The sequence below is a fragment of the Streptomyces sp. NRRL S-646 genome (genome assembly GCF_000720765.1).
In the GTDB taxonomy this organism is placed as follows: domain Bacteria; phylum Actinomycetota; class Actinomycetes; order Streptomycetales; family Streptomycetaceae; genus Streptomyces.
In genome coordinates this window covers 176220-200930 of the sequence record NZ_JODC01000004.1, presented here as the reverse complement: position 1 = coordinate 200930, position 24711 = coordinate 176220, and the positions used below count along the sequence as shown (strand labels likewise).

Annotated in this window: 24 protein-coding genes; 13 read left to right on the top strand and 11 right to left on the bottom strand. The window is 72.7% G+C overall.

Translation table 11 applies throughout. The features are described from left to right. Positions 1 to 5: 5 nt before the first annotated feature. Positions 6 to 833, top strand: a complete 828-nt coding sequence (locus tag IH68_RS0109155) for a hypothetical protein (protein WP_420718977.1) — start codon at positions 6 to 8, stop codon at positions 831 to 833. A gap of 27 nt (positions 834 to 860) precedes the next feature. Here the strand turns inward: IH68_RS0109155 and IH68_RS0109150 are convergent, their stop codons facing one another. Next, positions 861 to 1433, bottom strand: a complete 573-nt coding sequence (locus IH68_RS0109150; protein ID WP_037884695.1) for a TerD family protein — start codon at positions 1431 to 1433, stop codon at positions 861 to 863. 127 nt (positions 1434 to 1560) lie between these two features. Here IH68_RS0109150 and IH68_RS0109145 point away from each other — a divergent pair, with 127 nt between their 5' ends. Beyond that, positions 1561 to 2595 (top strand): permease, encoded by a 1035-nt coding sequence (locus IH68_RS0109145; protein ID WP_030931213.1) that lies wholly within the window; start codon positions 1561 to 1563, stop codon positions 2593 to 2595. After that, entirely contained in the window at positions 2592 to 3320 is a 729-nt protein-coding gene (locus IH68_RS0109140; RefSeq protein ID WP_030931210.1) for a TIGR03943 family putative permease subunit, read from the top strand. The genes IH68_RS0109145 and IH68_RS0109140 overlap by 4 nt, the downstream gene beginning before the upstream one ends. Before the next feature lie 13 nt (positions 3321 to 3333). On the opposite strand, the gene IH68_RS56315 is transcribed toward IH68_RS0109140, so the two are convergent. The 3 genes from IH68_RS56315 to IH68_RS0109130 are packed head-to-tail and all read right to left on the bottom strand — an operon-like array spanning position 3334 to position 4648. Then, positions 3334 to 3483, bottom strand: coding sequence for a hypothetical protein (locus IH68_RS56315; RefSeq protein WP_159403657.1), 150 nt, complete (start codon positions 3481 to 3483; stop codon positions 3334 to 3336). Between the two features lie 5 nt (positions 3484 to 3488). Continuing rightward, positions 3489 to 3722, bottom strand: coding sequence for a hypothetical protein (locus tag IH68_RS59715; protein WP_420718979.1), 234 nt, complete (start codon positions 3720 to 3722; stop codon positions 3489 to 3491). Between the two features lie 47 nt (positions 3723 to 3769). Beyond that, entirely contained in the window at positions 3770 to 4648 is an 879-nt protein-coding gene (locus tag IH68_RS0109130; RefSeq protein WP_030931208.1) for an alpha/beta fold hydrolase, read from the bottom strand. A 120-nt stretch (positions 4649 to 4768) separates the two neighbouring features. On the opposite strand from IH68_RS0109130, the gene IH68_RS0109125 reads away from it, so the two are divergent. Both IH68_RS0109125 and IH68_RS0109120 read left to right on the top strand, forming a co-directional pair. Continuing rightward, complete coding sequence (locus tag IH68_RS0109125) at positions 4769 to 7369, top strand: helix-turn-helix transcriptional regulator (protein WP_030931206.1); 2601 nt, start codon at positions 4769 to 4771, stop codon at positions 7367 to 7369. Positions 7370 to 7475: 106 nt separating this feature from the next. Then, positions 7476 to 8864 (top strand): FAD-binding oxidoreductase, encoded by a 1389-nt coding sequence (locus IH68_RS0109120; RefSeq protein ID WP_030931204.1) that lies wholly within the window; start codon positions 7476 to 7478, stop codon positions 8862 to 8864. A gap of 61 nt (positions 8865 to 8925) precedes the next feature. Here the strand turns inward: IH68_RS0109120 and IH68_RS0109115 are convergent, their stop codons facing one another. Continuing rightward, the gene (locus tag IH68_RS0109115) at positions 8926 to 12027 is read right to left on the bottom strand and encodes an acetyl-CoA carboxylase family protein (RefSeq protein WP_030931202.1); all 3102 of its coding nucleotides are present in this window, start codon (positions 12025 to 12027) and stop codon (positions 8926 to 8928) included. A 92-nt stretch (positions 12028 to 12119) separates the two neighbouring features. On the opposite strand from IH68_RS0109115, the gene IH68_RS0109110 reads away from it, so the two are divergent. From IH68_RS0109110 to IH68_RS0109105, 3 genes are read left to right on the top strand one after another with little or no spacing between them, the layout of a single operon-like run. Then, a complete protein-coding gene (locus tag IH68_RS0109110; protein ID WP_030931200.1) occupies positions 12120 to 12752 on the top strand; it encodes a TetR/AcrR family transcriptional regulator in 633 nt (210 codons plus the stop codon). Positions 12753 to 12759: 7 nt separating this feature from the next. Continuing rightward, a complete protein-coding gene (locus IH68_RS59710; protein ID WP_078912379.1) occupies positions 12760 to 13125 on the top strand; it encodes an AMP-binding protein in 366 nt (121 codons plus the stop codon). Further along, on the top strand, positions 13035 to 13280 hold the full coding sequence (locus tag IH68_RS0109105; protein WP_030931198.1) for an AMP-binding enzyme: 246 nt from the start codon (positions 13035 to 13037) through the stop codon (positions 13278 to 13280). Before IH68_RS59710 ends, IH68_RS0109105 begins: the two co-directional genes overlap by 91 nt. On the opposite strand, the gene IH68_RS0109100 is transcribed toward IH68_RS0109105, so the two are convergent. After that, positions 13228 to 13923, bottom strand: a complete 696-nt coding sequence (locus IH68_RS0109100; protein ID WP_030931196.1) for an HAD family hydrolase — start codon at positions 13921 to 13923, stop codon at positions 13228 to 13230. The genes IH68_RS0109105 and IH68_RS0109100 overlap by 53 nt on opposite strands. Positions 13924 to 13954: 31 nt before the next feature. Continuing rightward, a complete protein-coding gene (locus IH68_RS0109095; RefSeq protein WP_030931193.1) occupies positions 13955 to 14431 on the bottom strand; it encodes an Lrp/AsnC family transcriptional regulator in 477 nt (158 codons plus the stop codon). Between the two features lie 195 nt (positions 14432 to 14626). On the opposite strand from IH68_RS0109095, the gene IH68_RS0109090 reads away from it, so the two are divergent. Beyond that, a complete protein-coding gene (locus IH68_RS0109090; protein ID WP_030931190.1) occupies positions 14627 to 16120 on the top strand; it encodes an FUSC family protein in 1494 nt (497 codons plus the stop codon). Between the two features lie 152 nt (positions 16121 to 16272). Then, positions 16273 to 17307: a lactonase family protein gene (locus tag IH68_RS0109085; protein WP_030931187.1), complete on the top strand. Its 1035-nt coding sequence runs from the start codon at positions 16273 to 16275 to the stop codon at positions 17305 to 17307. 174 nt (positions 17308 to 17481) lie between these two features. Here IH68_RS0109085 and IH68_RS0109080 read toward each other — a convergent pair whose 3' ends face one another. The 4 genes from IH68_RS0109080 to IH68_RS0109065 form a co-directional block, all read right to left on the bottom strand. After that, positions 17482 to 18405 carry a sirohydrochlorin chelatase gene (locus IH68_RS0109080; RefSeq protein ID WP_030931184.1) on the bottom strand — a complete coding sequence of 308 codons (924 nt, stop codon included), beginning with the start codon at positions 18403 to 18405 and terminating at the stop codon, positions 17482 to 17484. A gap of 119 nt (positions 18406 to 18524) precedes the next feature. Further along, positions 18525 to 19553 (bottom strand): BadF/BadG/BcrA/BcrD ATPase family protein, encoded by a 1029-nt coding sequence (locus IH68_RS0109075; protein ID WP_078912378.1) that lies wholly within the window; start codon positions 19551 to 19553, stop codon positions 18525 to 18527. Then, positions 19550 to 20227, bottom strand: coding sequence for a uracil-DNA glycosylase (locus IH68_RS0109070; RefSeq protein WP_030931178.1), 678 nt, complete (start codon positions 20225 to 20227; stop codon positions 19550 to 19552). Before IH68_RS0109070 ends, IH68_RS0109075 begins: the two co-directional genes overlap by 4 nt. A 76-nt stretch (positions 20228 to 20303) precedes the next feature. Then, positions 20304 to 21386 (bottom strand): WD40/YVTN/BNR-like repeat-containing protein, encoded by a 1083-nt coding sequence (locus tag IH68_RS0109065; protein WP_030931175.1) that lies wholly within the window; start codon positions 21384 to 21386, stop codon positions 20304 to 20306. 281 nt (positions 21387 to 21667) lie between these two features. On the opposite strand from IH68_RS0109065, the gene IH68_RS0109060 reads away from it, so the two are divergent. The 3 genes from IH68_RS0109060 (at position 21668) to IH68_RS0109050 (ending at position 24682) form a co-directional block, all read left to right on the top strand. Further along, positions 21668 to 22252, top strand: coding sequence for a hypothetical protein (locus IH68_RS0109060; protein WP_030931172.1), 585 nt, complete (start codon positions 21668 to 21670; stop codon positions 22250 to 22252). 218 nt (positions 22253 to 22470) lie between these two features. Beyond that, positions 22471 to 23298, top strand: coding sequence for an MIP/aquaporin family protein (locus IH68_RS0109055; RefSeq protein WP_030931169.1), 828 nt, complete (start codon positions 22471 to 22473; stop codon positions 23296 to 23298). Positions 23299 to 23458: 160 nt separating this feature from the next. Continuing rightward, a complete protein-coding gene (locus tag IH68_RS0109050) occupies positions 23459 to 24682 on the top strand; it encodes an MFS transporter (RefSeq protein ID WP_078912377.1) in 1224 nt (407 codons plus the stop codon). Positions 24683 to 24711: the final 29 nt, after the last annotated feature.

Here is a 24711-nt window from a genome sequence, read left to right as displayed (position 1 = left end):
GCGCCGTGGACCGGCTGCGTGCCCACAAGCTGTGGGGCGATCTGGCTGGTCAGGGGCACGGGCGGCCGCGCGGCGGACTGTGGCGGGTGGCGGCGTTCGTCGGGCGCACGCTGCGGGGCGAGTGGCAGGGCATCGTCGTGGATCCGGTGCGGCAACTCAGACGTCGTGGGCTGCCCGCACTGTTCCTGGCGTTCCTGGCCGCCTTCGGTGTCATCTTCTTCCATGCGCTGGCGCAGCGGCCGGCAGGCGCGGTGGCGGTGCGGGTCCTCGGCGGCGTCAAGGGCGACCTGCCGCTGTGGCTGGCCCTGCTGCGCACGCCGGTCTCGCTGTACGTCCCGGCCCTGGATCTGCCCGTGTGGGGAGGGATCACATCGTTGTCCCTCGCCTTCGCGCTGGCCGAACTCATCCTCGGCCGGGCCAGGACACTCGTCGTCTCGTACGCGACCACAATCGCCGGCACCCTCATGGTGCGCGTGATGATCGCGCTCGGTCCGGGCTGGGGCGGGCTGGGTCTGTCGCGTGAGGTCGGGCAGGTGCTGGACACCGGACCGTCCGCCGCCGTCGTGGGCCTCTTCACCTATGTCGCCGTCGTACAGCGTGCTCCCATCGTGTTCGCCCTCACTGGCGGGTCGATGGTGTGGGAGTCGATTGCCGTACCCAATCTGGCCGGCCGCGAGCACCTGATAGCGGTCGGCACCGCGATCGTCCTGGCCCTGTTCCACGAACGCGGCCGCAAGCGGGCGTCCGCCCGGCCTCTCCTCCCCGTACGCCGGGCGGAGCCGGGGGCGAGGGCCGGGCGCCCCTGCCCGGACGATCACGTCCCGGTCGGGTGAGCGCGTTCGGCGCGCGTTCGGCGCAGTTCACGTCTGCGGGGTGCCGCCCATCTCCGCCGCGAAGACCGTCGGGTCGCTGTCGAACCCCCGGACCATCTGGTGGAACTCCCAGGCGCCGGAGGCATCCCGGGTGAACTCGGCGACCGTCGCCGCGGTGGCGTCGGCGACCTGCCCGAAGTCGTCCCTGAGCAGCTCCGTGTACCCGTCGACGACCAGCACGCCCGTGTTCGATACGTCGCCGAAGGACTTGGGGCCGCCGCTCTGATGGATCGCCACACCGACGACCACCCGCGCGAAGGAGGGCGCCAGGCGATCGAGCTCCAGGACCATCACCTCGACGAACCCGAGGCCCAGGCCGGTCTCGCTGTGCCTGCTCATGTTGATGGTGCCGTCCGGCGAGCGGCTCTCGGTGTGCACGACGTACACCGGGCGTCCGTTCGGGGCATCCGCCGAGAAGGTCGTCGCCATGATGTCCAGATGGTGAGGGGGCCGGTTCCAGGGGCTGGGATCCCACTTGAGCCGCACTTCGATCTTTCCCTGTATCTTGCCGCCGCCACTCACCCGGACGCTGCCCCTCCCGATCAGGCCACCGCGGGACAGTCCCCCCCCCGCAAGGTCAAGTATGTTCCCGGTCCCGTTCATTCATCCGCCTCCGGCGGCGTGTGCGCACCGTGAGGGGAGTGATCCTGGCTTATCTTCGCCACGAAATCTGACATCCGGAGTAAATATGAATAAAACGGATGAGCTGGTTGGTGTGGCGGAAGAAGTGGCGCTCGTCGCCCCGGCCGGTCATCAGGGGCGCCGCGTCACCGCACGGCCCCTGCCCGTCGTCATCGTCACCACAGTCGGCTCGGTGGCGGTCCTCTCTCTCACCGGCGTCGGATGGCTGAACCAGCCCGCCGTCGCGGCCTGGCGCACGGTCTGTCTGGCCATCACCCTCCAGGCGCTGCCCTTCCTCCTCCTGGGCACGGTCCTGTCGGGGGCGATCAACGCCTTCGTGCCGGCCGACCTGTTCACCCGGATCCTGCCCCGCAGTCCCGCACTCGCCGTCCCGGTGGCCGGCGTCGCGGGGGTCGTCCTGCCGGGCTGCGAGTGCGCCTCGGTGCCGGTCGCGAACAGCCTGATCCGGCGCGGTGTCACTCCGTCCGCCGCGTTCGCCTTCCTCCTCTCCGCGCCCGCGATCAACCCGATCGTGCTCACCGCCACGGCCGTCGCCTTCCCGGGAAACCCCGCCATGGTCGCCGCCCGGCTGCTGGCCTCCCTCGTCACCGCGGCCGCGATGGGCTGGCTGTGGCTCTGGCTGGGACGTGAGGAGTGGCTGCGGCCGTCCGTCCGCCACACCGGCCACTCGTCGGGACACAGCCGCCGACGGGAGTTCCGCCTCGGCTTCCAGCACGACTTCCTGCACGCCGGCGGCTTCCTGGTGCTGGGCGCCATGGCCGCGGCCACCTTCAACGTGGCCGTGCCGCGCTCGGTCCTCGACACCTTCTCCGGCTCGCCCTGGCTGTCGGTGCTCTTCCTGGCCGCGCTCGCCGTCCTGCTCGCCGTCTGCTCGGAGGCCGACGCCTTCGTCGCCGCCTCGCTCACCGGGTTCTCGCCCACCGCGCGGCTGGTGTTCATGGTGGTCGGCCCCATGGTCGACCTGAAGCTGATCGCCCTTCAGGCGGGCACGTTCGGCCGGTCCTTCGCAGTCCGCTTCTCCACCGCGACGACGCTGGTGGCCGTGGCCGCCGGCGTCCTGATCGGAGGCGCACTGCTGTGAAGCGCCACGCCCAAGTCCTCCTGCTGGTCCTGACCGGCCTGGGCCTGCTGCACGCCGCCCTGTTCAGCGACCTCTGTCTGCGCTACGTCAAGGAAGGCCTGCGCCCCCTGCTGATCGCCTCCGGGGTGCTGCTTCTGCTGCTGGGCCTGGCCGGAGCAGCACTGGACCGCGCGGCCCCCGAAGCCGACGCGCACGCACACGGCCACGACCACTCCACCGCACCCCGCATCGCGTGGCTGCTGTTCCTGCCCGCGCTCAGCCTGCTCCTCTACGCCCCGCCCGCCCTCGGCGCGTACACGGCATCGCACGCGAACAACAAGGCCGTGCCGAAGGCGCAGCGGTTCGATCCGCTGCCCGCGACCGTCCCGCTGCCGATGACCCTCACCGACTTCACCGCCCGGGTCCAGCAGGACGGCGAGCAGGCCATCAAAGGCCGCAGCATCCGCATGACCGGATTCGTCACCCCGGCGGGCCAGGGCGGCGGCTGGTATCTGACCCGGATCATCTTCACCTGCTGCGCGGCGGACTCCCAGTCGGTCAAGGTCCGCATGTACGGGACTTCCGTACTGCCGGCCAACACCTGGGTGGCCGTCACCGGAACCTGGCACCCCAAAGGCACGCTCGGCACGAAGTCCGCGACGGCCGCTCTCGACGTCCACCGCACCGAGCGCATCTCCCCGCCCGTCAACGCATACACGGACGACCTGCCGATCACGCCCTCGTGATGCAACATCGGCATCAGGGCATGTACGTGGCCTTCTCCGCCGCGCCCACGACCTGCCGCCCGTCCGCCTCGGTGAGCAGGCACCCGGACAGGCGGCTCAGGAAGACCGTCGAACTGCGGACCCCGGTCCCTCGGCAGGACGGCGACCGAGACCTGTTCGCCATTGGAGTCACAGGTGGTCAGCAGGACCGCTTCGCCCGGTTGCGGATCCCGTACGGCGAGGGGCATTACAGTTCTTCCTGCCGAGTCTGCCCGGCGCATGGCCCGGCGCGATGATGCCGTCGCAGACGACATGGGCCAGCACTTCGGCGAGTTCCTCGTCGACCGGGTGCGAGACGGCGGCGAAGTCCCTGTAGGACGACTTCGGGACCGCGTCGCGGGCGCGCAGATACGCACTGGTCAGGGCCTCGACCTCGGTCCGGCAGATACCCTGTCGAGGGGGCGGGTCGGTCAGTGCACCTGGGTGGCGCGCACGAACTCCCGGATGATCCGCGCCAGTTCCGCCGGCCGGTCCAGGGGGAGCAGCGTGTAGCCGTCGTCCACCTCGACCAGCCGCCCCTGCGGCAGCAGCGCGACAAGACGACGGCCGTGCTCGGGCGGCATCACCCGGTCCTCGCGCGCCCAGACCACCAGCGCGGGCCGGTCGAAGAGCGGGAGACGATCCGCCGTGGCTTCGAGCAGGCGGCGGGTGGCCCCGTTCGCGCTGCGGAGGAGGCGTACGGCGTCACGGCGGATGGCCGGCTGCCGCAGCACCGGCCGCATCCAGCGCGCGGTGGCCGCATCGCCCCGCTTGGTCAGCCGGCCGAACGCGATCGGCAGCCGGCGCACCGCCCGCACCCGCATCTGCTGCATGAACAGCCCGAACAGACGCGGCGAGAGCCGACCGGTGAGAACCAGGGTCCGGCCCGTCAGCCCCGGTGGGAAGTTGTCGAACGCATCGCAGGACACCAGCACCGCCCGCCCCACCCGCTCCTCCCCGTCGGCCATCAGGAACTGCACGAGGACCCCGCCCGTGTCGTTGCCGACCAGGGTGACCTCCCGCAGATCCAGCCGCTCCAGGAGCTCCGCGACGAGCCGTGCCACCCCGGGCAGCGACAGGTCGGCGTCCGCGCGCATCGGGTGGCGGTGCGCGCCCAGGGGCAGCGTCGGGGCGATGCACCGGTGGTCGGCGGCCAGGTCGGCCGACGGCCCCTCCCACAGCGAGGCGTCCATCATCAGGCCGTGCAGCAGTACGAGTACGGGACCGTCGCCGCCGCTGTCCTGGTATGCGACCGTGCCCGCGGACAGCTCGATCTCGTACGTGTCCGCAGTGCGGGCAGTGGTGTTCATGAAGGCCTCCCGTGCGTCTGCGCCATGTGTCCGCACTCAAGAGGGCCGAGCGGCCCGGAGTGTGACATCTGACCGGCAGGACACCTCATCGCGCCCCGACCCGGTGGCAGAATCGGCGGCGTGGACCGGGGGATCCTCGAGCGCGAGCCCGAGCTGGCACAGCTGGCCACGGCCGCACGGGAGGCGGCGGACGGGGCCGGCTCGGTGGTGCTTGTCTTCGGCGAGGCCGGAATCGGCAAGTCGAGCCTGGTCAGGGCCATGCCCGAGCACCTTCCCGGGCAGGCCCGCGTCCTGGTCGGACAGTGCGACGACCTCGCCACCCGGCGACCCCTCGGCCCGTTCCGCGACCTCGTCGGCAGCGTCGGAGCCGCACTCGCCCGCGCCGTCACCGAGGGCGGAGACCGCCACCGCGTCTACGAGGCCCTGCACGGCGAGCTGGCCGTGACCCCGCACCCTGCGGTACTCGTCGTCGAGGACGTGCACTGGGCCGACGAGGCATCCCTGGACGCCCTGCGTTTCCTCGTCCGGCGCATGGAGCGGCTGCCCGCCCTGCTCGTCCTCACCTACCGCGACGACGAGTTGAGCCGTGGGCACCCCCTGCGCCATCTCCTCGGCCAGGTCTCCCGGGCACCTCGCGTGCACCGCCTTCCCCTGGCGAGGCTGTCGCTCGACGCCGTCCGCACGCTCAGCGCGGCCGGCCGGCTCGACCCCGCTCAGGTCTACGAAGTCACGTCCGGGAACCCCTTCTTCGTCGCCGAGGTCCTCGCGGCCGGCGGCACCGGGGGAGTGCCTCCGACCGTCGTCGACGCCGTGCTCGCCCGGCTGCGCGGACTGGAACCGGCCACCGTCGACGCCCTGGAGCAGCTCGCCGTCGTCCCCTCGGCGGTCGAACGCCCGCTGGTCGACGCGCTGCTGGGCGGCGGGGTGGCCGTCCTCGCGGCGGCCGAACAGCGCGGCCTGCTGGCCGTGGCCCCGGAACGGGTGTCCTTCCGGCACGAGCTGATCCGGCGGGCGGTCGCCGACTCCGTGCCCACCGCCCGGCGCATCGACCTCAACCGCAACGTCCTCGTGGCCCTCGTCGCCCGGCCCGGATCGGACGCCGCCCGCATCGTCCACCACGCCGCCCAGGCCGGCGACCAGGACGCCATCGCCCGCTACGGGCCCGACGCCGCCGGCGACGCAGCCTCCGCCGGTGCCCACCGCGAGGCCGCCGCCCAACTGCGCCTCGTGCTCCGGCAACGGCACCGCTACCCCCGGCCAGACCTGGCCGACCTGCTCGAACGCTACGCCGTGGAGAGCTACACCATCGCCGACTCGGCCGCCGCCGTCACCGCCCAGCGCGAGGCGGTCGCCCTGCGCCGCTCCCTCGGCGACACCCTCGCCCTCGGCGCCGACCTGCGCTGGCTCTCCCGTATCCACTGGTGGGCCGGGGACGCCGACGAGGCGCAGGACGCCGCCCGCGAGGCCGTCTCCGTACTGGAACACGCGGGCGACGACCGGCTGCTGGCTCTTGCCGTCAGCAACATCGCCCAGCTGCGGATGCTGTCCGACCGCTACCCCGAGGCCGTCGAACACGCCGAACGGGCCATCGTGCTCGCTCAGAAGACGCAGGACGCGGCGATCCTCTCGCACGCCCTCAACAACATGGGCACGGCCCGCTGGCGCGGCGGAGACCCCGGCGGGCGGCACCAGTTGGAGGAGAGCCTCGAGGTCGCCCTGGACGCCGGTGAGGTCGAGCACGCCTGCCGCGCCTACGCCAACCTCATCTGGACGCTCCTCGACCATCTGCAGTACGCGGAGGCCGACCGATTCCTGCTCCCGGCCATGGACCTGGCCGACCGCGCCGAACATCTCGGCTTCCTCACCTACCTCCATGTCGAGCAGGCCATACGCCGATTTGCCGCCGCCGACTGGGTCGAGGCCGAGCGGCACGCCGAGTTCGGCATCCACGACTTCCTGCCCGCGCGCTGCCCGGCCCTGACCGTCCTCGCCCGCATCCGCACCCGCTGCGGCCGTCCGGGCGCCGACGCACTTCTCGCCGAGGCCCGGGAGATCGCCGTACGGACCCGGGAACTCCAGCGCACCGGCCCCGTCGCCGCCGCGCTCGCGGAGGCTGCCTGGCTGCGCGGCGACCACGCCGCCGTCGTCGAGGCCGTCGCCCCGGTGCACGCCCAGGCTCGCCACCTGGCCGGCGTCCCCTACCGCGCCGAACTCGGCTACTGGCTCACCAAGGCAGGACACCCGATCCCGGCGGACGATTCGGGACATCCGTACGCGCTGCAGGCCCGCGGGCAGTGGCGGCGGGCCGCGGCCCTCTGGCACACGGCGGGCTGCCCCTACGAACACGCCGCCGCCCTCGCCGAGAGCCCGGAGCCCGCCGACAAACTCACCGCCCTCGCCCGGCTCGACGCGCTGGGCGCCGAACCGCTGGCCCGGCTGGTCCGCGCCGAACTGCGCGGGCTCGGCGTGCGCCGCATCCCGCGCGGTCCGCTCGCCGCCACCCGCGGCAACCCGGCCGGCCTCACCGAACGCCAGCTGCAGGTCATACGGCTGCTGGCCGAGGGCCTGACCAACTCCGAGATCGCCGCCCGGCTCGTCGTCTCCGTCCGCACCGTCGACAACCACGTCCGCGCGGTCCTCGACAAACTGGACGCACCCACCCGGCGCCACGCCGCCGTCCGCGCCGCGGAGCTCGGACTGCTCGCCGACCGCGAAACGTAGGTACCACGCGCGCCCGAGCTAGGTGACACCCACGGATACCCGGACCCGCGCAACCCGAGTAGAACGGGCGGATCGACCCGACTCCGAAAAAACGGGGGAAATCCGTATGTCCAGCACACCCGCCCAGGCGGCACGCAGGGAACTGGCCGACTTCACCGGGGAGTTGATCGGACCCGAGGACTCCGGCTACGAACAGGCCCGCACCGTCTACAACGCGATGATCGACCGGCGCCCGGCACTCGTCGCACGCTGCGCCGACGCGGACGCAGTGGCCCGTGTGATCGGCTTCGCCCGAGCGCACGACCTGCCCCTCGCCGTCCGCGGCGGCGGCCACCACGGGGCCGGACTCGGCACCGTCGACGGCGGTGTGGTGGCCGACCTGTCGCCCCTCAAGGACATCCACGTCGACCCCGTGGCCCGCTCCGTCCGCGTCGGCGGCGGCTGTGTCTGGGGCGAGGTGGACCGCGCCACCAACCCGCACGGCCTCGCCACCCCCAGCGGCATCGTCTCCACCACCGGAGTCGGCGGCCTCACCCTCGGCGGCGGGCTCGGCCACCTGACCCGCAAGTGCGGACTGACCATCGACAACCTCCTCGCCGCCGACATCGTCCTGGCCGACGGCCGGCAGGTGCGCGCGAGCGCCGACGAGAACACCGACCTGTTCTGGGCCGTCCGCGGAGGCGGCGGCAACTTCGGGGTCGTCACCTCCTTCCTGTTCCGGCTGCACGAGGTCGGCACCGTCGTGGGCGGCCCGACCTTCTGGCCCGTCGAGATCAGCCCCGAAGTTCTCAGCGCCTACCGGGACTTCCTCCCGAACGCACCGCGCGAACTCAACGCCTTCTTCCTGTTCGGCACCGTCCCACCCGCCCCGCCGTTCCCCGAGGACATCCACCTGCGCAAGACGGCCGGAGTCGTCTGGTGCTACGCGGGCGAGGACCCCGAGGCCGCCGCACGCGAGATGGCCCCGCTGCTGGACGCCCTGCCGACGCCGATGCTGCACGCCGTCGGACCGATGCCCCACCCCGACCTGCAGTCCATGTTCGACGGGCTCTACCCGCCCGGCCACCAGTGGTACTGGCGCGCCGACTTCGTCAACGAGATCCCCGACGAGGCCGTCGAACTCCACGCCAAGTTCGGCGCCGAGGTGCCGACGGTCCAGTCGACCATGCACCTGTACCCGATCGACGGCGCAGCCCACGACGTCGGTCCCGACGACACACCCTGGGCCTACCGGGGCGCCCAGTGGTCCACCGTCTACGCCGGAGTCGACCCCGACCCGGCGGGCGCGGAACTCGTCAAGCGCTGGACCGTCGACTACTTCGAGGCCCTGCACCCGTACTCGGCGGGCGGCGCCTACGTGAACATGATGATGGACGAGGGCCAGGACCGCGTCCGGGCCAGCTACCGCGGCAACTACGATCGTCTGGCCCGCGTCAAGGCCGACCGCGACCCGGACAACGTGTTCCGCCTCAACCAGAACATCCGGCCCAGCTGAACCAGGCTTCGATGAACGGGCGGTGCCCCGGGCGGGGGACGGGACACCGTCAGGCCTTGGTTCAGCAGGTGTCGACGAACGGGCGGTGCCCCGCCTCCGGCACGGGGCACCGTTCCAGCGCCGCAAGAATCCAGGCCCGCGACCCGGCCGGGTCGATCACCGCGTCGATCTCCAGCGCGGCCGCCGCGTTGACCGCCTTCCCGCGTTCGTACAACTCGGCGACCCGCTCCTCGAAGACACGCGCACGCTCGGCCGGGTCCGTGATCGCCGCCAGCTCCCTGCGGTATCCGAGCCGCACCGCACCCTCAAGACCCATCCCGCCGAACTCGCCGCTCGGCCAGGCCGCCGTGGCCAGCGGAGCCCGCGTCGAGCCGCCCATCATGGCCATCGCCCCCAGCCCGTACGCCTTGCGCAGCACCAGACTCACCAGCGGCACCCGCAGATTGGCGCCCGTCACGAACAGCCGCGCGAAGTGCCGTACGGTGGCGGTCCGTTCGGCGTCCGGGCCGACCATGAACCCCGGGGTGTCGCACAGCGAGACGACCGGCAGCCCGAACGCGTCGCACAACTGCAGGAACCGCGCCGCCTTGTCGGCCGCATCCCGGTCGATCGCCCCGCCCAGATGTGCCGGGTTGCTGGCCAGCAGCCCCATCGGCCGTCCCTCGATCCGTACGAGACAGGTCAGCACGCCCACGCCGAACTCCGGCCGCAGCTCCAGCATCGAGTCCGTGTCCGCGAGCCCGGTGACCGCCGCCCGCACGTCGTAGGCTCGCCGCCGGTTCTCCGGCACGATCTGCCGCAGCAGCCGCTGATCCGGCGCCTCCCAACTGCCTTGCGCCCCTTGGAAGTACGACAGATACCGCCGCGCGACCCGCACGGCCTCCGCCTCGTCGGTGACCGCGAGGTCCACCACCCCGTTGGGCACCTGTACCGACAGCGGCCCCACCTCCTCCGGCCGGAACACCCCGAGGCCACCGCCCTCGATCATTGCGGGCCCGCCCATCCCGATCGTGGCGTCGGGTGTGGCGATCACGACGTCGCAGCAGCCCAGCAGTGCCGCGTTACCGGCGAAACAGCGCCCCGAGGCGATGCCGACCAGCGGGACCAGCCCGCTGAGCCGCCCCATCCGCCGGAAGGTGGTCACGTCGAGGCCCGCCACAGCCGTGGTGTCGGTGTCCCCGGGCCGCCCGCCGCCGCCCTCCGCGAACAGCACCACGGGCAGCCGCCGCTCCTCGGCGATCTCCAGCATCCGGTCGGTCTTGCGGTGGTTCTGCAGCCCCTGGGTACCGGCGAGAACCGTGTAGTCGTACGACATCGCCACGCACGGCCTGCCATTGATCCGCCCGGTGCCGGTGACCATGCCGTCGGCCGGCGTCGACCGGATCAGGTCGTCCAGCGAGCGGCGGCTGTGCTGCGCGGCGATCGCGAGGGCGCCGAACTCGGTGAAGGTTCCGGTGTCGCACAGGTCCTCGATGTTCTCGCGGGCGGTGCGCCGACCGAGGGCGTGCCGCCCCGCGACCGCCTCCGGTCGGTTCTCGTCGAGCCCGAAGGAGTGCCGGTGCACGACCTCGGCGAGGTCCGCGCGCACGGCATCCGGATCGACCGGCTCCACCGCGGGCCCCTCGCCCTGCACGCCGGCGAGGTCGTCCAGGGTGGCCAGCGGGGAGCCCTCGCCGACCGTTTCGCCCACGCGTGCGTGCAGCAGCCGGACCACTGCGGAACCGGGAGCCCGCACCACGTGCTCCATCTTCATCGCCTCCAGCACCAGCAACTGCTGCCCGGGGCGCACCGGTTCACCGGGGGAGACGTCGACGGAGACGACGGTGCCGCTGAGCGGTGCGACGACCGTGCCGTCACCGGCCGCCTCCTCCGGAACGACGTGGGACTGCGCCAGTTCCGCCACCACCCCCGTGTGCTCCCAGAAACGCGGCCGCGCCAGCACCTCCCGCAGCAGCGGAATCCCCGTTCGCACCCCCTCCACCGCGAACTCGCCCAACGCCCGCCGCGCCCGCGCACAAGCCGCCTCCGTATCGCCCGCCGGGACGTGCGCGACCACCTTGGCGAGCAACGGGTCGTACCGGACACCGACTTCGGCCCCCGCCCGGATCGCCGTGTCGACCCGCACACCGGGACCGGTCGGCACGTCGAAGCGGGTGATCCGCCCCGCCCCCTCGGCAGTGACCCGCGCCTGCACGGCGAACCCGCGCGGTGCAGCCGGCGGCCCCGACAATCCCACGTCAGCGAGCGTGGCCCCGGCTGCCAGGCGCAGTTGGACGGCGACCAGGTCGACCCCCGTCACCTCCTCGGTGACCGTGTGCTCCACCTGAAGCCGCGGATTGGCCTCGATGAACCAGAACTCCTCGCCCCGGAGCATGAATTCGAAGGTGACCAGGCTGGAACAGCGGGCGTCACGGGCCATCCGCAGTGCGGCGCCCAGGATCCGCTCCCTGGTGTCATCGGAGAGTTCGGGGGCGGGCGCGATCTCGATCACCTTCTGGTGGCGGCGCTGCGCGCTGCAGTCCCGGTCCCACAGATGCGTGACGGCTCCGGTTGTGTCCCCGACGACCTGGACCTCGATGTGCCGGGCGCCCTCCAGCAGCCGTTCCGCATACAACTCGCCCCGCCCGAAGCCCTGTTGAGCCTCCGAGGCGCATCGCGCCCACGCCTCGGGCAGCTCCTCGGCCCGCCGCACGACCCGCATCCCGCGTCCGCCGCCCCCGCCCACCGCTTTGATCATCACGGGTCCGGCGGCCAGCAGTTCCCGCGCACCGTCCGGGCCGTCGGCCCCGGCGAGCACGGGAACCCCCGCCCCGACGGCGAACTCACGCGCCCGCGCCTTGTCCCCGAAGACCGCGAGCACCTCGGGCGTGGGCCCGACGAAGGTGATCCCGGCTGCGGCGCAGCGGCGCGCGAAGTCCGCGTCCTCGCTCAGAAAGCCGTACCCGGGGTGCAGGAAGTCGCAGCCGGTGCCGCGCGCAGCGGCGAGCAGTCCGCCGCCGTCGAGATAGTCGTCCAACGGTACGGCCTCGTCGGCCAGTCGGGCGTGCGCGTCGTCGCCCTCGGCGTACACCGCCACCGAGCGCAGCCCGGCCTCCGAGGCGGCCCGCAGGACGCGCACGGCGATCTCCCCGCGGTTGGCGACGAGCAAGGCGGCACTACCCATGGGAGCCCTCCAGGACACGGACCTCAGCGGACCTCATCGACCGGCCCCGCCATGCTCATTGACATTGACGTCAACGTCAATACGCTCGCCGTGTGGCACGCACACACAAGGCCTGGGCGGTCCGCACCGCCCGCGACCGCACCGAGGCCCCGGCCCGCGCCCGGCTCCTGGACGCCGCCGAGGCCGTCTTCGCGCGGCTCGGCCTCGGCCCCGCCACCGTCGCCGACATCACCACGGAGGCGGAGGTCTCCCGGGCGGGCTTCTACGTGTACTTCGCCTCCAAGGAGGACATCTTCCGCGTCCTGGCGGTACGCGTACGGGACGCGTTCCTCGCCGCGCAGGAGGTGCCCGGCGTCGACACGGACGACCCGCACGCCGTCGCCGAGGCGTCCATCGGCGCCTTCATCGCCGCCTACGCCCGACACCAGCCGCTGCTGGGCCTGTTGGAGCAGCAGGCGCGCACCGACCCCGCCATGGCCCAGTTGTGGGACGAGATCCGCGAACGGCCCGTGCACCGCCACGCCCGCTACATCCGCCGCCTCACCGAACGAGGCCTGGCCGCCCCGGCCGCCGAACCCCTTGCACTGGCCCGCGCGGTGGGCGGCATGTGTGTCGAGTTCGCCCGCCGCGTCGCCGCGCACCCCGACACGTACGAGGACGCCGTACGCGAGGTCACCGCCATGTATCTGCACCTGCTCGGAGCCGTACCGAATCGTCAGGAGTAGCCGCACCATGACGCCAACGCCACGCACCGACGCATACCTCGCCGACCTGCGCGCCCGCTGGGCGAAGGCGAGGCGGGGCAGGCAGCCCGGCACCACGACCCACCGCGCCGGCGAGCGGACGGTGCCGGGGTATGTACGACACTGGGCGCGCCAGACACCCGACCGGCCCGCGTTCGTCGCCCACGGACAGGCGCTCACCTACCGCGAACTCGACGAGGCCACCGACCGCTTGGCCGGGTGGCTGGAGAGCCGGGGCGTGCGCCCAGGTGACCGTGTGGCCGTGTGCTCGCGGCAGCCGTCGTCGCCGTCGAGGACGAGCACAGCGGACAGCTGCCGTACGCCTTCGTGCGGACCGCACCCGGTTCGGCGCTGACCGCCGACGAGCTGCGCACCTGGGCGAAGGGGGCGATGGCGACGTACAAGGTGCCGCTGGTCGAGATCGTGCCCGAACTGCCCCTCACCCCGACCGGAAAGATCAGGAAGACGGAGCTGTGCGCACGAGCCAGTCGTGCGCGCCCCGCGCCGTGAACTCCCCCTGACCGCCGCGCAGCAGCAGGTCCGCGGTGGCGAACTCCGGGGCGTCGGCCTGGGCGGCGACGTACGGGATCGCGATGCAGCGCATACCGGCGGCGTGCGCTGCAGCGGCGCCGGGGGCGGCGTCCTCCAGGACCACACAGTCGGCCGGGGCCGCGCCGAGACGGCGGGCCGCCTCCAGGAAGACGTCCGGGGCCGGCTTGCCGCGGGGCACCTCGTCGGCCGACACGACGGTGCGCAGATACGCGTCCAGGCCGGTACCCGCCAGGATCGCCTCGATCGCCTCCGGTGAGGACCCCGAGGCCACGGCCATCGGTACGCCCTCGGTCGCGAGGAGCTCCACGAACTTCCGCATCTCCGGGTACGCGCGCGTGGCGGCGCGGGCCAGCGCCAGATAGCGGCGGTTGGTGTCGGCGAGGAGCTCGTCCACGGGGGCCGCGAGCATGTACTCCTGCTTCCACAAGGCGGCCGTCTCCTGGGTGCTGACGCCGACGTACCGCTCGTGCTCGGTCCAGGTGAAGTCCGGGACGCCGTGCTCGGCGAGGGTCTGACGGCCCGCCTCGTAGTAGTTCGGCTCGCTGTCCACGAGCGTTCCGTCGAGATCGAAGATGACCGAAGTGGCGCCGAGCTTGCTCATGGCTCCAGCATGGCAGCGCACCATGGCACGTTCATTTGCGGGCCGCACGGCCGATCGACTCGACCAGTGGCAGCAGCCGCTGCGGCACGCGCTCGCGCAGGGCGACCTCGGTGCGGGTGCGGACGACGCCGGGCAGGCTGATCAGCTTCTGGATCACGTCCTCCAGATGCGCGTTGTCGCGCGCCACGACCCGGGTGAGCAGATCGCCGCCGCCCGTGATCGAGAAGGCCTCGACGATCTCCGGCACGGAGGCCAGCGCCTCACCCACGTCGTCCAGATGTCCCTGAGTGACCTCGATGTGTACGAACGCGAGCACCGGGTGGCCGAGCGCGGCGGGGGAGAGCGTCGGGCCCGTGCCGGTGATCACGCCGTCGCGTTCCAGCCGGTCGAGGCGGGCCTGCAGGGTGCCGCGGGCGACGCCCAGGATCCGGGCGTACTCGCGCACGCTCGTGCGCGGCTGCTCCATCAGCAGCCGCAGGATGCGGGTGTCGAGCTCGTCGACGGCCATGGTGCCCGGCCTCCTCATACGTGGTCCGTTGGCTCGCTCATGGCTGCCGACGGACAGATATGTCTGTGCCAATGGTCCAGCATATTGGAGGTCACTTGAGCCAGCCGACGCCTTGGTGCTGCAATGTTCTCGTCGATGGCGCTGCGGACCCCGCGGCGCCTTTTTCATGCCGGTGATGTCGAGGGGTGGGAAGCAGTGCTGAAGAGGGTGTTCGTGGCGCCGGATCCGGGGCGGATACGGCTGCGCTTCGCCGCGCGGGCGGTCCTCGGCATCGGGCTCGCGGTCGTCGTCTGCTCTCTGGCCGGACTCTCCCTCGTCGGCGCAGTCACCGGCGGGCTGGCCGCCCTGCTCGCCCTGTTCACCGTCACGGACGCCACGGTCCGCGGGCAGGCCGTCACCACCGCGCTGCTGCCCGCCGTCGGGCTGCCGGTGCTCGCCGCCGCGGCCGAGCTGCACGACAATCCCGTGGCGCGCGACCTGACCTTCCTCGCCGTCATCGGCGCGGGCGTGTACGCGCGCCGCTTCGGGCCGCGCGGGCACAGCCTGGGTGTGTTCGCGTTCATGACCTTCTTCGTGGCGCAGTTCCTGCACGCGACCACGGACCGGCTGCCCGAGCTGTACGCCGCCGTCCTCCTGTCCGTGCTCAGCGCATCCGCGGTCCGCTTCGGCCTGTGGTGCTACGAGACCAAGCTGCCCCCGGCACCCGTGCCCGCCCCGCCCGCCGGCACCGGCCTGGCCCGCGTCACCACCCGCCAGGCCGTCCAGGCGACCGCCGGCGCGGGCTTCGCGCTCGTCGTGGGCCAGCTGGTGTCCGGGCAGCGCTGGTACTGGGCCGTCGGCGCCACCTGGTGGATCTTCGTCAACACCGCCTCGCGCGGCGAGACCCTGGTCCGCGGCTTCCGCCGGGTCCTCGGCACGGTGATCGGCATCGGCCTCGGCCTGCTGATCGCCGTCCCCGTGCACGGAGCGCCCGTCCCCACGGCCGTACTCCTCGCCGTCTGCGTCTTCGGCATCTTCTACACGGCCGCGGTGTCGTACACCTGGATGATGCTCTGGGTCACCCTTCTCGCCGAGCTCCTCTACGGCCTCTTGGGCGTGCTGCACCCGGGCCTGCTCGCCCTGCGCCTCGCGGAGACCGGCGTCGGCGCGCTCGGCGCCGTACTCGCGGTGCTCTTCGTTCTGCCCGTCACCACGCACACCATCACCGACGCCTGGATCCAGCGCGCCCTGCGCTGCGTCCATGCGTGCACGGCTGAGGCCGCCGCGCGCCTCGCCGGCTCCACGGCCGCCGACCCGGCGCGACGGATCGCAGAACTGGAGCAACTCCTCGGCCGCGTACGGCTGTCCGTCGCACCCCTCGTGCACCCGCTCAACCCGATGCTGGGCCGCAAGCGGCGCGCCCGCCGGGTGCTGGCCCTGCTCGACGACTGCGCCCGCGAGACCCGCGGCCTGGTCGCCGTCGCCGCCGACCCGGAGGCCTCCCACGACGCCCGGCTGGCAGCCGCCTGCTGGCGCGTGGAGGCGGCGGTCGAGGCGCTCACCGGCGGCGACCGCGCCCATGTCACGGCCGCCGCCGAGGCACCGGCCACGGAACCCGCCCTGGCCCACCTGCACGGCCTGGAACGGGCCCTCGCGGAGCTGGCCACACCTCTGCGGACGCCGCCCGGCTCGCCCTTGGTCGGTGCGTGACCGACGCCGGCTCGGCTTTCTGCCGGGGGCCAGAGGTTGTCCTGTCCCGCCTCCGACCATCTCGGACGGTCAAATACTCCGCGTATGGTCTAGACCGCTGGTGATCGACTGCTAACGTCGCCCCGACGGCACAGGACCGAGAGGGGACAGCGGTGACAGACGGCGGCGGGCGGCGACGGCGGGCCTTCATCGGGTCGTTCACGGCGGCGGGAGGCCCCGGGATCGTGACTGCGGCCGTGGCCCCGGACAGCGGGGCGCTGACCGGACTGAGTAGCGTGGACGGCGTACCCGACCCCTCCTATCTGGTACCGGCGCCGGACGGGCGGACCCTCTACGCGGTCAGCGAGACCGCCGAGGGCGCGGTGGCCGCGTACCGGGTGACGGGGGACCGGCCGGAGAAGGCAGGCGCGCCGGTCCCGGTCGGCGGGAACAGCCCCACGCACCTCAGCGTGTTCGGCGGCCACGTCCTGACCGCCAACTACGGCTCCGGCAGCGTCACCGCCGTGCCCGTCCGCCCCGACGGCACCCTCGCAGGCGCCGCGTCCGATGTCCTCCAGCACAAGGGCTCGGGCCCGCACACCCTGCGCCAGCAGGGGCCGCACGCCCACCAGGTGCAGCCCGACCCGAGCGGGCGGTGGGCCGTCAGCGTCGACCTCGGTACGGACTCGGTCCGGGTGTGCACGCTGACCGGCGGTCGCCTCGAACTGCACCGGGAGATCGCCCTGCGGCCCGGCTGCGGACCGCGCCACCTGGCCTTCCATCCGGACGGCATGCGCGCGTACGTCCTCAACGAACTGACGCCGACCGTCACCGTCTGCTACTGGGACGCCGTGGGCGGCTCCCTGGAACCGCTGACCGAGCGGCAGGTGCTGCCCGGCGCCCCGACCGGCGACGCCTACCCGTCCGGCATCGTCACCTCCCCCGACGGCCGCTTCGTGTGGACCGCCACCCGCGGCGAGGACGTCCTGTCCACGTTCGCCGTCGAGGGAGACGAACTGCGGCTGATCGGCACGGTGCCCTGCGGAGGCCACTGGCCCCGCGCGATCGCCGAGTCGGGAGGATTCCTCTACGTCGCCAACGAACGCTCCGGCGACGTGACCTGGTTCGCACTCGACCCGACCACGGGCCTGCCGCGCTACGAGGGCTCCTTGGCGGTCCCCGCCGCGTCCTGCGTGGTCTTCGGCTGAGAGCGGGGGCGAGCCGCAGGTAAAGCGGCCTCGGCGAAGTCGGATACGGGTGGGCAGCGCCCTGAAGGGGCGCGGGGCTGTATGGAGGTGCGGCTCCGCCGCTGTACGACGAAGGGTCCGCTCCGGTGCATGGAGCGGACCCTTCGGTGCCTGCGTGCGGTGCTGCCGCGTGCCTCAGCGGACCGGCGTGCCCTGCGGCTGCGGCGGCGCGATGCCCAGGGCCGTCGTGTACTTGGCCAGCGCGAGCTTGCCGATCGCCGGGTAGGGGCCGAGCGCCTCGGCGGCGGAGCAGCCCGCCTCCTTGGCCGCCTCCTCGATCAGGCCCGGGTCGATCTCCGGCCCTATCAGGTACGGCGCGAGCGCCAGCTGCTGCGAGCCCGAGCCGCGCAGCTGCTCGGCGACGGCAGCGATCGAGCCGTCCTGGTCCAGAGCCGCCGCCATCACCGGCACGGCGAGGCGCGCGGCGAGCAGCATGCCGGTGATCCCGGCCGCCTGAACAGCTTCGTCACCGCCCACCGAGGCCAGGATGATGCCGTCCGCCGCGGTCGCCACGGTGAACAGGCGGGCGCGGTCGGCGCGGGCCAGACCGGCCTCCGACAGGCGCACGTGCAGCGCCTCGGCGAGCAGCGGGTGGGGGCCCAGCACGTCCGTCAGGTCGGCAGCGACGCGGCTGTCCATCACGGCCTGGCGGATACGGCGCAGCAGCGCGCCGTCGGGGCCGGCCAGCAGCGGCACGACGACCGCGACGGGGCCGTCCGGCTCCTTGACGTCCAGGCCGGCGGCGCGCGCGTGCTCGAAGCGGGCCGCGCGCTCCTCGGCGGCGTGCGCGAGCACAACCTGCAGCGTGGGGAACTCCGCCTCGTCCCCGTCCAGGTACCCGATCCGCGCATCGAGGCCGGGCAGCTCGGAGCGGGCGATGCTCACGACCTCCTCGGCGAGGCTGCGCGTGGGAGCGCCGGGAGTGCCCGGCACCGCGAGGACGAGCGCGGGCGCGCCCTCAGGAGCCGCCAGCGGCTCGGGTCGGCGGTGCCGCCCGGGCTGGCGAGGTCGCGGCATTCGTACTGGCAGGCCGGACGCGGGCCCAGTGGGGGAGCTCATGGCGACGCATGTTACTGGCTTCCTGGGCTCCCCTGTTCGGGGAGGGTGCAGGTGAGCGGTTTCTGTCCCATTTTGTCTGATGAGTTACATACGGATCAGAGGCTTGCGGCGTAAGAGGATCAGCCCCCTGCGCCGGTCATGACGCTCAGCATCGCCTCATCACTCGGGAGAGTGAGGGTTCCCGCGGCGAGATCGTCGGCGATACGCACCGAGCCCGCCAGCGGATCACCGGCGGCCGGCACCAGCGGCGCGTGCGGCAGCCGCTGCGACAGCTCTTCCGTCAGCGGGACGAGCAGAGGGTCCCCCATCTTGAGCAGGCCGCCTGTGAGGGCCACTTGGGCCCCTCCCGCGGTCGGGCAGACCGCGGCCGCGGACTCCGCCATGTGCCGGGCCGCCGCGCGCAGAATGCCCGCGGCAACGGGGTCACGGTCGGCGCAGGCGGCCACCTGGGGTGCGAAGGAGGCGAGCACGGCGGGCCGGTCCTGGCGGGGGTAGAGCCGGCCCGGCAGCCCCGGCATCGGACCGAACATCTCCTCGGCGCGGGCCAGCAGCCCGGCCGAACCGCCGGGTCTTCCGTCGTACGCGCGCAGGGCCCCCTCCAGCCCGGCCCGCCCGATCCAGGCGCCGCTGCCACAGTCACCCAGCAGATGCCCCCAGCCGTCCGCGCGGCGCCAGCGCGTCAGGTCCGTACCGATGGCGATCAGGCCCGTCCCGGCCGCGACCACGGCACCCGGGCGTGGCCCGAGGGCGCCGACATAGGCGGTGACGGCGTCGGCGACGAGGGCGACGGAGCGGATGCCGAACTCCCGCCCCAGGGCACCGGGGAGTTCGGCACGCAGGGCATCGCCGAGGGAGGCGAGCCCGGCGGCACCCACCACCGCCGCGGTCAGCGCAAAGACACCGGTCTCGGCCGTCAACTCCCGCACCATCGGCACGAGTTGAGTCATGAGATGCTCCGGATCGAGCCCCCGGGCTCCGGTGCGCACCGGCTCCCGGGACTCCCCCTGGGCCGGCGGACCGCCGTCCGTGCGCTTGACGACTACCCGCAGACCCGAGCCCCCCGAGTCGACCGCGAGGATCCCGGTCGTGCCCGCCCGCGCCTCGTGCTCCGCCGCGTCAGTCCTCGACCCGTCCCCCGCACCGCTCACGGCAGGCGCCAGTCCACCGGCTGTCCGCCCTGTCTGATCAGCAGGTCGTTGGCCCGGCTGAAGGGACGCGAGCCGAAGAAGCCGCGGTCGGCCGACATCGGGGACGGGTGGGAGGACTCCACCGACGGCAGGCTGCCGAGCAGCGGGCGCAGATTGCGGGCGTCCCGGCCCCAGAGGATGGACACCAGCGGCTTGCCGCGTCCGGCCAGGGCGCGGATGGCCTGCTCGGTGACCTCCTCCCAGCCCTTGCCGCGGTGCGCACCCGGCTTGCGCGGGGCGGTGGTGAGCGCCCTGTTGAGCAACAGCACGCCCTGCTGCGTCCACGGCGTCAGATCGCCGTTGGACGGCTGGGGCAGGCCCAGGTCGGTGTTCAACTCCCGGTAGATGTTGATGAGACTGCCCGGCAGCGGACGCACCTCGGGCGCCACCGAGAACGACAGCCCCACGGCGTGCCCCGGCGTGGGATAGGGATCCTGCCCGACGATCAGGACGCGTACGTCGTCGAAGGGTTGCTGGAAGGCCCGCAGAACATTCGGTCCGGCCGGAAGATAGGTGCGCCCCGCGGTGATCTCCGCGCGCAGGAAGTCCCCCATCTCGGCGATCCGTCCGGCCACCGGTTCCAGGGCCTTCGCCCAGCCCGCTTCGACGATTTCATGCAATGGTCGTGGTGCCACGCGCGTCACCCTACTGCCGTACGGGCAGCGGAGATCAACCGGTGGCCAAGGCCGTGCGATCCCCCCGCGGCGCTCATCAGATCACCGCGGCCCGCACGCACAGCACATCCGGCAGATGCGAGGCCAACTGCCGCCAGCTGTCGCCGTCGTCGGCCGATGCGTACACCTCGCCGTTGCGGTTGCCGAAGTACACCCCCGCAGGGTCCGCGCCGTCGGTGCACAGTGCGTCGCGCAGCACCGTGCCGTAGTGGTCCTCCTGCGGCAGGCCCGCCGACAGCGGCTCCCAGCTCTTGCCCGCGTCGGCCGTGCGGAAGACCCGGCAGCGGTGGCCGGCGGGCACCCGGTCCGCGTCCGCGTTGATCGGGAACACGTACGCCGTGTCGCCGCGCCGCGGGTGGGTGGCCGCGGCGAAGCCGAAGGTGGACGGCAGCCCTTCGCCGATGTCGTTCCAGTGGGCGCCCGCGTCGTCGCTGCGGTACACGCCCCAGTGGTTCTGCAGATACAGGCGGTCCGGGTTGGCCGCGTCCCGCGCGACCTTGTGCACGCACTGCCCGAACTCCGGGTTCGGATCGGGCAGGAACACCGCGGAGACACCGGAGTTGGACGGGGCCCAACTCGCCCCGCCGTCAGTGGTCTTGAACACCCCGGCCGTGGACACGGCGACCGTCACGGCCTGCGGGTCGCGCTTGTCGGTGAGCACGGTGTGCAGGCCCTCACCGCCGCCTCCCGGCACCCACTTCGAGCGGGTGGGGTGCTCCCACAGGGGACGCACCAGCTCGAAGGTCTCCCCGCGGTCCTCGGAGCGGTACAGCGCGGCCGGCTCCGTGCCCGCGTACACCACGTCCTGTTCCGCGGCCGCCGGGTGCAGCTGCCACACCCGCTCCAGCGAAGCCCCCGTGTCCTTCGGGAACCTGACGGCCGGCCGGGCCGGTTCCGTCCAGGTGCGGCCCAGGTCGTCGGAGTGGAACACGGACGGGCCCCAGTGGGCGCTGTCGCCGCCGGCCAGCAGCCGCGGACGGTCGCCCCGGGTGTCGACCGCGACCGAGTACACGGCCTGCGCGTTGAAGTAAGGAGTCTCGTCGAACTCCCATGCGCCACCGCGCCGACGCCCGATGAACAGGCCTTTGCGCGTGCCCACGGCGAGCAGTACCTCGGTCATGCCGAATCACCTCCGCTGTGTCTGTGACGGCTCTGTCCCAGACATCGGCCAGTCTGCACCCCGCCACTGACAGTCACCTCTGGAATCGCCATCGCCGCAGGTCAGAGAGGTGTCGCCGGCCCGAGGGGCGATAACCGGCCCCGTTTTGCGAAGACGCCTGCGCGGGCGGGGTGACGCATGCGACCGTCGAGTCGGTGGAGTCGACCTGAGCATCCGGCGGCCTTTGCCCGTATGGGAGGGAGGTTCCGGATGATCGTGCGCTCATGAGGAGGATGCCTTCGATGGCGTTCCGTGGTCCGAAGGTGTGGCTGTGGCGCTGGCGGCGCAACCCGCTCAGGCGTCGCGCCGACGCGGTGGAGGCGTGGGTCGTGCTCGGTGCCTGGCTGGTCACCGTCCTGGCCGGCGTGCTCGCCGGTCTGACGGCCACCAGGTCCGTCGAGGACGGTCTGGCCCGCGAGCGCGTCGAGTGGCGGCAGGTCGCGGCGCGGCTGACGGAGAAGGCGCCCGGAACTGCCTCCGACCACCCCTCCACCTCCAGCGGCGACAAGGTGTGGGGAAACGTGCGCTGGACCGCCCAGGACGGCACCACGCACACCGGGCAGGTCCGGGTCGGCCCCGGCAGCAGCGCCGGCACGGCGGTCACCATCTGGACCGACCCGCAGGGCCACCTGGTCTCCCGGCCCGCCACCGCCTCCCAGGCACAGCTGCGGTCCTCGCTGATCGGCGCCCTGGTGGGCATGAGCGCCGCAGCGGTGCCCTTCATCGGCGGCCGCGTCCTGTGCGGCCGCCTGGAACGCCGCCGCATGTCCCAGTGGGACACGGAGTGGGCCCGCTTCGGGCCGCTGTGGGGGCGCAAGACGAGCTGACGAGAACGCCTGCCGACGGGGCCGCGGGAGGGCGTCGCGCTGCGGGTTGAGGGTCTCTGTGCCATCGTCGTAGGTGACGCCCTCGAGGCGGCGCATGCAAGCGTTGCCTCAGGGCAGAAGTGGTGGCGGTTACTCCAGTTGATGCTGGGCCCCTGGACGCCTCGCGTCGGACAACTACCCTCGCGGACACAACCATTTCTGGCGGAAGGCGGTGCCTCATGGCGGAGCAGACTTCCAGAAGGGAACTGGTCGGCGAACTGTCGGCGGAGTTCCTGGGCACCATGATCCTGATCCTCTTCGGATGTGGTGTGGTCGCCCAGGTCGTGGCCGCCGGGATCGGCGACCACGACAGCATCGCCTGGGCCTGGGGCCTCGGCGTCACGATGGGCGTCTACGTCGCCGCCCGGCTCAGCGGCGCTCACATCAACCCGGCAGTCACCGTGGCCCTGGCCTGCTTCAAGGGCTTCGAGTGGAAGAAGGTCGGGCCGTACATCGTGGCGCAGACGGCGGGCGCATTCGTCGCCGCGCTGCTGGTGCGCTGGAACTACACCGAGGTCCTCGCCAAGACCGACCCCGGCCACACCATCAAGACACAGGGTGTCTTCTCCACCCTCCCGGGCAACGGCGCCCTACCAGTGAGCGAACTCGGCGCCCTGCGCGACCAGGTGATCGGCACCGCCATCCTGGTCCTGGTCATCTTCGCCATCACCGACCTGCTCAACACCCCGCCCGGCGCCAACCTGGCCCCGCTCATCATCGGTCTCCTGGTGGTGGCGATCGGCATGGCCTGGGGCACCGACGCCGGCTATGCCATCAACCCGGCCCGCGACTTCGGGCCGCGGCTCGCCAGCTACATCACCGGGTACGGGACCGCCTGGCGGGACCAGTACGGCAACATCTACTTCTGGGTGCCGATCGTCGGGCCCCTGGTCGGCGGCGTGGTCGGTGCCGCCATCTACAAGGTGTTCATCTCGCCGTATCTGACCGGCGAGGAGGAACAGGAGCCGGGCCGGATCCCGACGCCGGACGGCGAACACACGGACTAGCGGGGCCCATCGAGCCGGGCGGGCGTCGGCCTTCACAGCAGGCCCGTCACCCGTCCGGCCGCTCTCGGCCTGACGAGTGCCGTTACCGTCGTACGCAGCGGTGTGCGCCCGTTCGCACAGGGCGACGACGTGCCGCACGCCGGGCGAGGAGCGCCACGGCATGGCCGGCAGGGGCAGCAGGACCACACTGACGGCCGCGGCGGCCGGGCCCGGGATGCGGCCGTGGCGGTTCGTCGTCACGTTCGGCACCATCAGCCTGCTGGCCGATTTCGTCTACGAGGGTGCCCGCTCCGTCACCGGCCCCCTCCTCGCCTCGCTCGGTGCGTCCGCCCTGGTGGTCGGCGTGGTCACCGGCGTCGGCGAGGCCGCCGCGCTGGTGCTGCGGCTGGCCTCCGGGCCGCTGACCGACCGCACCCGCCGCTTCTGGACGTGGACGATCGCCGGCTACACGCTCACGGTGGTCTCCGTGCCGGTGCTCGGTCTGACCGGAGTGCTGTGGGTGGCGAGCGCGCTGGTGATCGCCGAACGCGTGGGCAAGGCGGTGCGCTCTCCGGCCAAGGACACGCTCCTGTCGCACGCCACCGCCGCCACCGGGCGCGGCCGCGGCTTCGCCGTCCACGAGGCGATGGACCAGGTCGGAGCGCTGATCGGCCCACTGGTGGTGGCCGGGGTGCTGGCCGCGACCGGCGACGACTACGCGCCCGCGCTGGGCGTCCTGGCCGCCCCGGGAGTCGCCGTACTGGCCCTGCTGGTGTGGCTGCGTCACCGGGTGCGGGATCCCGCCGCCTACGAACCGGAGCCGGAAGCCACGGCCGCCGTGGGGCAGGCCGCACGGGCGCGGCTGCCGCGCATCTTCTGGGTGTATGCCGCCTTCACGGCCGCGACACTGGCCGGGTTCGCGACCTTCGGCGTGCTCTCCTACCACCTGGTCGAGCGGCATCTGCTGCCCACCGCCGCGGTGCCGGTGCTGTATGCCGCTGCCATGGGCGTCGACGCGCTCGCCGCGCTGGCCACCGGCTGGGCCTACGACCGGTACGGCGCCCGCACCCTGGCCGTACTGCCCTTCCTTGCCGCCGGCGTGCCCCTGCTCGCCTTCACCGACACCGTCGCCCTGACCGTCGCGGGCACACTGCTGTGGGGCGCCGCCATGGGCGTACAGGAGTCGACCCTGCGGGCCACCGTCGCCGACCTCGTGCCGCCGGGGCGCCGCGCCACCGCGTACGGCCTGTTCGCCGCCGTGACGGGCGCGGCCACGCTGGTCGGCGGCATTCTCGCGGGAGCCCTGTACGCCCGCTCGATCCCGGCACTGATCATCGTCACCGTGGCCATCCAGGCCCTGGCGCTCGTTCTGCTCGCCGTCACCCGTCCGGGGCGTCCGTCCTGAAATGCGCGGACGGTCCGCGGGCCAGTGCC